10 protein-coding genes are annotated in these 9,588 nt (G+C 56.1%); 7 read left to right on the top strand and 3 right to left on the bottom strand.

Annotated elements, in window-relative coordinates:
• Window positions 1-173: 173 nt before the first annotated feature.
• The 3 genes from dsbG to KUC_RS17065 all read right to left on the bottom strand — a co-directional run bounded on the left by dsbG (window position 174) and on the right by KUC_RS17065 (window position 3,788).
• A complete protein-coding gene (dsbG, locus tag KUC_RS17055) occupies window positions 174-953 on the bottom strand; it encodes a thiol:disulfide interchange protein DsbG (protein WP_007114484.1) in 780 nt (259 codons plus the stop codon).
• A 94-nt stretch (window positions 954-1,047) separates the two neighbouring features.
• The gene (locus tag KUC_RS17060; protein ID WP_007114485.1) at window positions 1,048-1,863 is read right to left on the bottom strand and encodes a TlpA disulfide reductase family protein; all 816 of its coding nucleotides are present in this window, start codon (window positions 1,861-1,863) and stop codon (window positions 1,048-1,050) included.
• A 134-nt stretch (window positions 1,864-1,997) separates the two neighbouring features.
• A complete protein-coding gene (locus tag KUC_RS17065) occupies window positions 1,998-3,788 on the bottom strand; it encodes a sugar phosphorylase (RefSeq protein ID WP_007114486.1) in 1,791 nt (596 codons plus the stop codon).
• Between the two features lie 210 nt (window positions 3,789-3,998).
• On the opposite strand from KUC_RS17065, the gene nrdR reads away from it, so the two are divergent.
• The 7 genes from nrdR to KUC_RS17100 all read left to right on the top strand — a co-directional run bounded on the left by nrdR (window position 3,999) and on the right by KUC_RS17100 (window position 9,535).
• A complete protein-coding gene (gene nrdR, locus KUC_RS17070) occupies window positions 3,999-4,526 on the top strand; it encodes a transcriptional regulator NrdR (protein ID WP_050804882.1) in 528 nt (175 codons plus the stop codon).
• Complete coding sequence (ribD, locus tag KUC_RS17075) at window positions 4,523-5,707, top strand: bifunctional diaminohydroxyphosphoribosylaminopyrimidine deaminase/5-amino-6-(5-phosphoribosylamino)uracil reductase RibD (RefSeq protein WP_007114488.1); 1,185 nt, start codon at window positions 4,523-4,525, stop codon at window positions 5,705-5,707. The genes nrdR and ribD overlap by 4 nt, the downstream gene beginning before the upstream one ends.
• A 113-nt stretch (window positions 5,708-5,820) precedes the next feature.
• A complete protein-coding gene (gene ribBA / locus KUC_RS17080) occupies window positions 5,821-6,987 on the top strand; it encodes a bifunctional 3,4-dihydroxy-2-butanone-4-phosphate synthase/GTP cyclohydrolase II (RefSeq protein ID WP_007114489.1) in 1,167 nt (388 codons plus the stop codon).
• Window positions 6,988-7,047: 60 nt separating this feature from the next.
• Window positions 7,048-7,536, top strand: a complete 489-nt coding sequence (ribH, locus tag KUC_RS17085) for a 6,7-dimethyl-8-ribityllumazine synthase (protein WP_007114490.1) — start codon at window positions 7,048-7,050, stop codon at window positions 7,534-7,536.
• Window positions 7,533-8,027, top strand: coding sequence for a transcription antitermination factor NusB (gene nusB / locus KUC_RS17090; protein ID WP_007114491.1), 495 nt, complete (start codon window positions 7,533-7,535; stop codon window positions 8,025-8,027). The genes ribH and nusB overlap by 4 nt, the downstream gene beginning before the upstream one ends.
• A gap of 36 nt (window positions 8,028-8,063) precedes the next feature.
• Complete coding sequence (gene thiL / locus KUC_RS17095; protein WP_007114492.1) at window positions 8,064-9,065, top strand: thiamine-phosphate kinase; 1,002 nt, start codon at window positions 8,064-8,066, stop codon at window positions 9,063-9,065.
• On the top strand, window positions 9,062-9,535 hold the full coding sequence (locus KUC_RS17100; protein ID WP_007114493.1) for a phosphatidylglycerophosphatase A family protein: 474 nt from the start codon (window positions 9,062-9,064) through the stop codon (window positions 9,533-9,535). The genes thiL and KUC_RS17100 overlap by 4 nt, the downstream gene beginning before the upstream one ends.
• The last annotated feature ends 53 nt before the right edge of the window (window positions 9,536-9,588 follow it).

Consider the following 9,588-nt stretch of genomic DNA (forward strand, 5'->3'; position numbering starts at 1 on the left):
AGGATCTCAATGACGTCACCTATGTCATTGCGAGGAGCTTGCGACGAAGCAATCTTTACCAGCGGTGGCAGATTAACCGAGATTGCTTCGCTTTGCTCGCAATGACACACACCACCTGTCATTGCGAGGAGCGCAGCGACGCGGCAATCTCAGCTAGCGTTGGCAGACTAAGTTCAAGGCGCTTCGCTGCCCATCATCTCGATCAGCCGCTCATCACTGGGCATACCCTGAATGCGGTCAAGACGCACGCTTCCGTTCGCTGTTTCACGCTGAAAAACCGAGGTGGGCGTGGCATACAGCCCAAGCTCTTCGAACAGCTGGTTATTGGCATAAACCTGTTCTTCAATTTCCCTCGGTTGGGCACTGGCTTCGATTTCTTCCTGGCTACTTTCATGGGCATGCAGTGTAGCCGCCGGGTCGTCGGCTCCGAGTATGGCGGCTGCTTTTCCAGGGCTGTCGGGCGCTAAGATACCCACCATAATATGGCGTAGCTGCACTTCACCTGCTTCCACCCAGGGGCGAACGTCTTGCCACAGCTGACGGCAGTAGGGGCAGTTGGCGTCTGTAAAGGTGTAAATCACCTGGGGAGCATTCACGTTGCCATCTTGAACCCAGTGGCTTTCGCTTAATAGCTGCCAGGTTTGTGCCTCTAGCGGTGCACGTACATGCTCATCCAGCTGTGCTTCGGTAAGGTCATTGCCCTCGCTATCCATTAGTGTACCCACTACGGCGTGCTCGCCATCAGGCGTTAAGTAAATCGCCATGTCCTGACCCTGCACGCTGGCGCCGTAGCCACGCAACCCGCCGGGGGCATCGAATTTACCATGAATCTCCAAGCCTTGATCGGCAAGTGCCTGAATAGGGGGTGGGAGTTCATCGGCATAGCTCGCTGAGGTGCCCACCAATCCTGTCAGTAACAAAAAGCCGCTAATGGTATTTCGGGTTAATTGCATTACAACGTCCTGTTTTAATGATATAGCGTTAAAAAAAGGTGTTAAAAAAGCAGGTGTTAAAAAAGCAGTAAAAGGCGATTGATAAGAGGGCAGGTCAGCGCAAACGTTCTAACCCACGCTGCAGCGTAGCGCTGGAAAGCTCGCCAAAGTGCGTGTTGACCAGATAGCCATCGGCATCATAAAAGAGCGTGGTTGGCATGGCGTGAGCCCCGGTGGCTTGGCCAACCGCATTGCTGGGGTCAAGCCATATGTTGTCCAGCGAGAAGCCGTGTTCATTCATAAACGCCTCAATGTGGGCAGGTGACTCCCCTTGATTAACGAATACAAAGGTGATGTCGGTTTCATTATTTTGCGCCTGTTCAAAAACCGGCATTTCGCGGATACACGGCGGGCACCAACTGGCCCATAGGTTGACCACTATAGGTTGTTGGCTCTGTTGCGACTTTTGCGGTAGATCAATGGGGTCGCCTGTGCGGGTAGTAAGCGCAATATCCGGTAATGGGCGAGATTGGTGCTCTATTAGGGTAGCGCTACCCGCGGCGAGTCCCCACACAAGGCCGCCTGCCAATAGTGCGCCAGTCAGTGGAAACCGCTGGCGTGGCGAGCGCCATAGAACCCAGCTGGCATACGCCAGGCCGATAACAATACCGCCAGCAATATCAAAGCCGCCATCGCGAATATCCAGGCGCGAAAGTAAACCATCATATTCGCCCCAATAGCGCGCCACAAACACCACGCGTGCGCTAATAAAAGCGACAAAGAGCAGGGTAAATAGCGTATCGCTGACGGGCACCCGATGGCGCCGTCCCAGCAGCGCACCGACAAGCAGCGCTAATAAAAAAGCCAAGCCAAGCAAGAGTTGGTGGATACTAAAGCCCATTGGGCCCAGGGCAACACTCTGTTGCAACATAAGAAAAAATAACCCCTAGAATAATGTTGTGCAGGCATTGTCACAGCACGACATTATTTAGGGATTATGCGCGTTATACCTGGGGCGATATGTCGCAACTCGCGGTTTTTGAAAATTTAGGCTTCCCAGTGGTACTAACGATCAGCCACCAACCAGCGTACCGCGTAAGGGGGAAGGGTGCCTTCAGCCACCCAAGGGTTACCTGGATCAAGCGCTTGCCAGGCGTGTTTATCAAGTGCCTGGGTAACCGCTTCGCCCATGTTCTCTAAGGGAAGCGGCAGATCGGTGACGTTATATAGCGCTAATAAACGGCGGCCATCGTGCAGTGGGCCGCGCTCGACCGCCAGCAGTTCCGGTGCAGAGACTAATACCCGCTGGGCGGCATTGGGGTGAAAGCAGGGCTCCTGACGGCGCTGGTCTAATAGCCGGTTTAACGCATGGAAAACATCGTGGGTGGGCGTTGAAGGGCTATCTAGCAGCAGGTCGAGCTCGCTACGCTGCCAGCGCCGACGGTTGATCGAGCGTAGCCGCCCGCTGCGTTCAACGCCTTCTACGTCATTGAGTGTGCCTGTCAGGGTGTGAATATACAGCGCGGGTATGCCTTGCAAACTCAGCATAATCGCTTGGCTGCATAGAAAACGCGCAATCTGCCACGGGTCGGGGCCGCGGCGGGTGCCGCGCATGGCTTCAAACCAGGTGATATTGATCTCATAGGGCGTGTCGCTACCGTCTGGGTTGCTACGCATGCTGACAAAACCGCCGAAACGGTGCATCAGCTCCAGCAGCGCATCCCGTTCGTGGTCTGGCAACAAGCCTTCTAACGGGCGCACACCTATGCCGTCGTGGCTGGCGGTAAAATTGAGGTAGGTGCAGTGGTCGGGCAGAACGGGAAGCGTGGCAAGCCAGGTTTGCAGAGTGCTTGCTTCACCCCGGGTGAGGGTGTGCAATAGCAGTGGAGGAAGGGCAAATTGATACACCATATGGGCTTCGTCGGGCGGCCCTTTCGCTAGCCGATCTAAACCAAAATAACTGATATTCTCCTGGTGGGGCACATTGGTTTCGGTGATTAACAGCGTGCCCGGGGCCACATGATCCACAATGGCACGCAGCAGCCGTACCACGGTATGGGTTTCCGGCAGGTGAATGCAGGAGGTACCCAACCGCTTCCACAGAAAGGCCACCGCATCCAAGCGCACAATTCGCGTGCCTTGCTCCAGGTAGAACAGCAAAATACCCACGAACTCCAGCAGCACATCAGGATGTTCAAAATTTAGGTCAAGCTGGTCTTCGGAGAACGTCGCCCATAGATAGCGGGTGCCGCGCCGGGTCGAAATGGGCACCATCAGTGGGCTGCTGCGTGGGCGCACTACCTGGGAAACGTCGGTATCCGGATCGACTTCAATAAAGTAGTCGCGGCCGGGTAGGCTGCCGCTAAGGTAATCCACAAACCACAGGGATTCCCGCGAAACGTGGTTGAGCACCAGGTCGGCCATTAAGTCGTAATGGCTGGCGAGTTCACGGATGTGCGACCAATCACCAAGGTCGGGGTTGACTTCCCGGTAGTGGATCACAGAAAAACCGTCGTCGCTGCTCCATGGAAAGAAGGGCAGTACGTGTACGCCGCTGATCCGGTCGCCCAACCGCGCTTGGAGAAAATCGCTAAGCACTGCGAGCGGCGACACACTATCTTCAATAATGGAGTCGCCATAACTGATCACCCACTGATCTTTTTCGCTCCAAAAGGGTGCGTTTTTAGAGCTCGCTTCGACGGGGTTGGGTGAAAACGGGGCAAGCGACTGGAAATGCTCTAGGCGCTGGTTTAAGCGGCGCTGCACTTCGCCTGCCCGAGGCCCGTAAAGGTGGCTAAGGTAGTCATGAACGGTATTTGAAAATGTGTCGTGAACAGTCTGCTCGAAGGGGGGCATGGGTAACTCCTGATAAACAACCTGCCACAAACACTGCAGCTTGTGTGCCAAATCGTTACAATACGGGGTTGATAGCGCGTTTAAGCGCTAAGATACATTAGCTTATGGCAGTTGCTATTGCTAAACACTATGAATAGCACACACATTGACAGGTTATAACACGCTAACTCGTGCGGCACGCCGACACGAGCTGACAACAGGTTGACCGCCATGCATTGCCCTTTTTGTGGTGCAAACGATACTCGAGTGACTGATTCGCGACTGGTAGCCGATGGTGACCAGGTACGCCGTCGCCGCCAGTGTGCTAGCTGCCAAGAGCGCTTTACCACCTATGAAACCGCTGAATTGGTAATGCCGCGGGTGGTGAAGTCCGATGGCTCCCGCGAGAGCTTTAATGAAGCCAAACTGCGGGCAGGCATGCTGCGCGCGCTGGAAAAGCGCCCGGTCAGCGCTGAAGCCATTGAAGCGGCGGTGGAGCGCATTCGTCAAACGCTGCGCGCCCGTGGTGATCGTGAGATTAACGCCCGCGATATTGGCGAGTCGGTCATGCAAGCGCTTAAAACCCTCGATCATGTGGCCTATATCCGCTTTGCCTCGGTGTATCGCAAGTTTCAAGACTTGGATGAATTTCGCGCCGAAATTGACCGGCTTTCTCAAGAACCGTCTCAAGAGCCTTCTCAAGAGCCGTCTCGAGGACCCTCTTTCCGACCGGGCCCTGGCAGTGAGTCGTCAAAATGAGTGCTGTCTTTAGCCAAGCCGATCACCGCTATATGGCGCGGGCGCTGCAGCTGGCGCTTAAAGGCTTATATACCACTGATCCCAACCCGCGGGTCGGCTGTGTGATTGTGCGTGACGAGCAAATTGTCGGCGAAGGCTTTCACCTGCGTGCCGGTGAGCCCCACGCCGAAATCCACGCGTTAAATGACGCGGGAGAGCGTGCCCAGGGCGCGACCGCTTACGTCACCCTTGAACCCTGTTCGCACACCGGCCGCACCGGGCCCTGTGCGGTAGCATTGAAGGACGCTAGCGTGTCACGGGTAGTGATCGCGATGGTGGATCCCAACCCTCAGGTCAGCGGTCGCGGCATTCGCATGCTTAAAGAGGGCGGTGTCGAGGTTGCTGTGGGCTTGCTTGAGAGTGAGGCGCGCAGTTTGAACCCCGGCTTTATTGCTCGTATGAGCCACCAGCGCCCCTTTGTGCGCCTGAAAATGGCAATGAGTTTAGACGGACGTACCGCCATGGGGTCTGGGGAGTCCCAGTGGATTACCGGGCCTGAAGCACGTACCCAGGTGCAGCGGCTGCGGGCGCGCTCCAGCGCCATATTGAGCGGCGTGGAGTCCCTTATTATGGACGATTCACGGCTGACGCTACGCAAAGAGCAGCTGCATCTCGATAATGTTGACGACGTGGTTCGCCGCCAGCCCCTGCGAGTAATTTTAGATACCCACTTGCGCTTACCTCTGGCAGCGGCCTGTTTAAGCGAGCCTGGGCGTACGCTAGTGATCACCACGCCAGACCACCCGGAAGAGAAGCGCGAGCGGCTAACCCAGGCGGGCGCTGAAGTGCATGTATTGCCCGCCGGTAGCGATGGTCGTATCGATCTAGTGGCAATGTTGCAGTGGTTAGCCGAAAATGAGCAGGTTAACGAACTGCTGGTGGAAACCGGTGCGACGCTGGCGGGCGCTATGCTTGATGCGGCGCTGGTCGACGAGTTGCAGCTATTTGTCGCGCCCACGCTGTTAGGTGGCGAAGCGCGACCGCTTTTTGCGCTTCCAGGGCTCTCACGCATGGCTGATCAGCGGCTGTTAACCATTCACGATATGCGAGCGGTGGGGCGCGATTGGCGCATTATCGCTTCCCCTCAGGCGACTAGCGCAACTGGCGCATCTGGTGAATTTAGCGAGAGCAAGGTACCCTGACGCGCAAAATTGTGACTTACTGACGCGACTTTCTTTCGCGATGACCTTTCGCGATGACCTTTCGCGATAACCTTTCGTGACAAGCTATCGTGACAACACTTATTGGAGATTCCATGGCGCACCCCTCCTCTAGAGGCTTAGCCCCTATCGCCGAGCTGGTGGACGATATCCGCCAGGGCAAAATGGTGATTCTCATGGACGATGAGGATCGCGAAAATGAAGGTGATATCATCATGGCCGCCGAAAAAGTGCAGGCCGAGCATATCAACTTCATGGCCCGTTTCGCCCGTGGCTTAATCTGTATGCCGATGACCCGCGCCCGTTGCGAGCAGCTTAATCTGCCGCTAATGGTGCGTGATAACGGTTCTGGCTTTGGCACCAAATTCACCCTCTCTATTGAGGCAACTGAAGGCGTCACTACCGGTATTTCTGCTGCGGATCGAGCGCGCACAGTACAGGCGGCGGTGGCGCCTCATGCCAAACCCTCCGATATCGTTCAGCCGGGCCATATCTTTCCGTTAATGGCAGAGCCGGGCGGCGTGTTGCGCCGTGCTGGGCATACGGAAGCAGCGTGTGATTTGGCGGCACTGGCAGGCTGTGACCCTAGCGGTGTGATCTGCGAGATTATGAACGATGATGGCAGCATGGCGCGCCGCCCGGAGCTTGAAGCTTTTGCCCACGAGCACGGGATTAAGATCGGCACCATCGCAGATCTGATTCACTACCGTATCGTCAACGAGCAGACCATCGATCATCTGGAAGCGTCAACAGTGATGACCTCCCATGGCGAGCTGACGTTGCACGTGTTCCGTGATCGTATCCAGGGCGCTCATCATTTGGCACTGGTGAATGGTCAGCCAACACCAGAGCAGGCCACCACGGTGCGTGTGCATCTTACCGATACGCTGCGCGATGTGATGGGCTTAATGAAAGGTGAGCAGTGCCGCTGGGATGCTCACCGTGCGCTGGAAGAGATTGCCGGTGCCGCGCCAGGCGTGTTTGTGTTGATCGATGACGGCCGCCCGCATCAGGATTTAAAAGACCAGCTCGATATCTTTTTGGATCGCGTGCGCCAGCCGCGTACTAGCGATTCCGACGGTGCCGGTAATTATTTAACCATCGGCACTGGTTCGCAGATTCTGCGCTATTTAGGCGTGGGCAAAATGCGATTACTTAGTTCACCGTGGAAGTTTTCCGCGCTGTCCGGCTTTGATCTCGAAGTCGTAGAGCGTTTGGGCCCAAATGACACGGCGTATGAGCCAACCGTTCAGCAGGACTAATTCAGCAGGACTAATTCAGCAGGACTAGTTCAGCAAGACTCATTTAGCAGGAATAAATTGATGCACTCCCTCACTCAAGTTGAAGGTACTTTTGTTGACGTCGATGGCCGCTATGTCATCGTGGTCGGCCGTTTTAACCATCACGTAGTGGATAGCCTGGTGGAAGGCGCCGTCGACAGCTTGACCCGTCACGGCGTAGACGCTGAGCATATTCATATTGTTCACGTGCCGGGCGCCTGGGAACTGCCGCTGGCGGTCAAGCGCGTTTTGAAGGTGATGAAACCTGATGCAGTGATTGCTCTGGGCGCGGTGATTCGCGGCGGAACGCCTCACTTTGAGTATGTGGCGGGCGGCTGCAATACAGCAATTAATCACCTGCAGCTTGAGTTTGATACCCCGGTGGCTAACGGCGTGTTAACCGTTGAAACCATCGAACAAGCTATTGAGCGTGCGGGTACCAAAGCCGGTAACAAAGGCACCGAAGCTGCCATGGCCGCCATGGAAATGGTCTCACTGCTGCGCGCGCTGCCGTCAGGAGATACTCAATGAGCGAGCGTAAACCCTCTGCCGCTCAGCAGGGCCGCCACGCGGCACGCGAGTTAACGGTGCAGGGGCTTTATCAGTGGCACATGACGGGTAAATCCATCACTACCATTGAAGCCGAGTTTCGTAGCCAGGTCGCGGATGATGACCTTGAAGATCACGAAAACTGGGTGAAGGTGATGGAGATCGCCGACAAAGCGCTGTTTCACGAGCTACTCCACAACACCGTGCGTTTCAAAGCGGAACTGGATCGTGAAATTTCCCCACTGCTAGACCGCCGCCTGGAAGATCTCGATGCGGTAGAGTTGGCGATCCTGCGGTTGGGCGCTTATGAGCTTTCCCGTCGCATGGAAGTACCCTATCGTGTTGTGATTAACGAAGGCGTTGAGCTGGCTAAGTCTTTTGGCGCCACCGACGGCCATAAATACGTGAACGGCATTCTCGACAAGCTGGCGATTCGCTTGCGTAGTGCCGAGGTTAGCGCTCGTCGTCTCTGAACGCGAGCGGTCTGACACTGCGTTTAAGGGGCCTTTGTGCTTGCCGAATTTGATTTGATTCGACGCTACTTTATGTCGTCGCAGGAGGCGTCGACCGCGTCAAATGGCGTCACACTGGGATGTGGAGACGATGCCACGCTACTGGTACCGCAAGCAGACCAACAGTTGGCCGTGAGTGTTGATACCTCGGTAGTGGATGTACACTTTCCCCGCGAAGCCCCGGCATTCGCGGTGGGTCACCGTGCCTTGGCCGTTGCGCTGAGCGATTTGGCCGCCATGGGGGCGACTTCGCGTTGGTGCTTAATGGCGTTAACCCTGGATCAACGTCAGTTTGCCGATGATGAAGCAACCCATGCTTGGCTGACCGACTATGCGCGAGGCTTTCATGCCCTTAGCCAACAGCACGCCACAACGCTGGTGGGGGGCGATGTCACTTCTGGTGCGCTTTCCATCGGCGTGACCGTGATGGGTGAGGTGCCGGTTGGCGGAGCGTTCACCCGTGGCGGTGCCCAGATGGGCGATCTAATTGCCGTCACCGGTGCATTAGGTGGCGGGGCAGGCGGGTTGGCGCTTTGGCAGAAGGGCGAGCGTGATCTGGCGCATCCGCTGCTAAGTCGCTATCTATTGCCGCAACCGCGCTTAGCGGCGGGCTTGGCGCTACGTGGCCTAGCCACCGCTGCATTGGATATTTCCGACGGGCTACTGGCCGACTTGGCGCATCTTCGCGAGGCCTCGCAGGTTGGGGCTGTCATCGCGTTAGACGCATTGCCTCTGGCGGATGAACTGGAAAGTACCCTAGGCCGGAAGGCTGCCTTACGGGCGGCGCTTTCCGGCGGCGATGATTATGAGCTGTTAGTGACGTTAAATGCTAACGACGTAGCCACGGCGCAGCAGCGCCTCTCGCCATTAGGCTTGACGCTGACTGTCATCGGTCATTGTTGTGAGGCGTTGGGTGTTTGTGCCGCTGACCAAAGTGATCTCAGTAGTTATGTCAGTGGCTATGCCGGCTGGCAGCATTTTAGTGGGGAAGCGCCATGAATCGTGCACCGAAAAGTGTCTGGCGTCGCCCAACACATTTTTTTGCCTTCGGCTTAGGTAGCGGTGCCGTTCCTTGGGCACCGGGCACTTTTGGTACGCTGGCGGCAATTCCGTTCTACTGGATGATGGCGGAATTGCCTCTGGGGTGGTACCTCAGTATTTGTTTTGTCACCTTTGTTATTGGCGTTTGGCTGTGCGATAAAACGTCCCACGACTTAGGCGTACACGACCACTCAGGTATCGTCTGGGACGAGTTTGTGGGTTACTGGCTGACCATGGCGGCGGTGCCTTTTTCGTGGGAAGCCGCGTTGTGGGGCTTTATCGTATTCCGCATCTTCGATGTCTTTAAACCCTGGCCGATACGCTGGGCAGATCGCCGTGTAGCGGGCGGTTTTGGGATTATGATCGATGATGTGATGGCAGGGGTCTACGCCTGGAGTACTATGCACCTGTGGTTCTGGCTACACTAAACTGTGTAAGCGGTAAGCGGTAAGTGGTAAGTGGTAAGTGGTAAGTGGTAAGT

Origin of the sequence: Vreelandella boliviensis LC1 (assembly GCF_000236035.1) — a bacterium.
Lineage (GTDB): Bacteria > Pseudomonadota > Gammaproteobacteria > Pseudomonadales > Halomonadaceae > Vreelandella > Vreelandella boliviensis.

Excerpts from the sequence above, each read along its gene's own strand:
- nusB (WP_007114491.1), top strand. The coding sequence starts at position 7,533 with ATGAGCGAGCGTAAACCCTCTGCCGCTCAGCAGGGCCGCCACGCGGCA.
- dsbG (WP_007114484.1), bottom strand. The coding sequence starts at position 953 with ATGCAATTAACCCGAAATACCATTAGCGGCTTTTTGTTACTGACAGGA.
- ribH (WP_007114490.1), top strand. The coding sequence starts at position 7,048 with ATGCACTCCCTCACTCAAGTTGAAGGTACTTTTGTTGACGTCGATGGC.
- KUC_RS17060 (WP_007114485.1), bottom strand. The coding sequence starts at position 1,863 with ATGTTGCAACAGAGTGTTGCCCTGGGCCCAATGGGCTTTAGTATCCAC.
- ribD (WP_007114488.1), top strand. The coding sequence starts at position 4,523 with ATGAGTGCTGTCTTTAGCCAAGCCGATCACCGCTATATGGCGCGGGCG.
- nrdR (WP_050804882.1), top strand. The coding sequence starts at position 3,999 with ATGCATTGCCCTTTTTGTGGTGCAAACGATACTCGAGTGACTGATTCG.
- KUC_RS17100 (WP_007114493.1), top strand. The coding sequence starts at position 9,062 with ATGAATCGTGCACCGAAAAGTGTCTGGCGTCGCCCAACACATTTTTTT.
- KUC_RS17065 (WP_007114486.1), bottom strand. The coding sequence starts at position 3,788 with ATGCCCCCCTTCGAGCAGACTGTTCACGACACATTTTCAAATACCGTT.
- ribBA (WP_007114489.1), top strand. The coding sequence starts at position 5,821 with ATGGCGCACCCCTCCTCTAGAGGCTTAGCCCCTATCGCCGAGCTGGTG.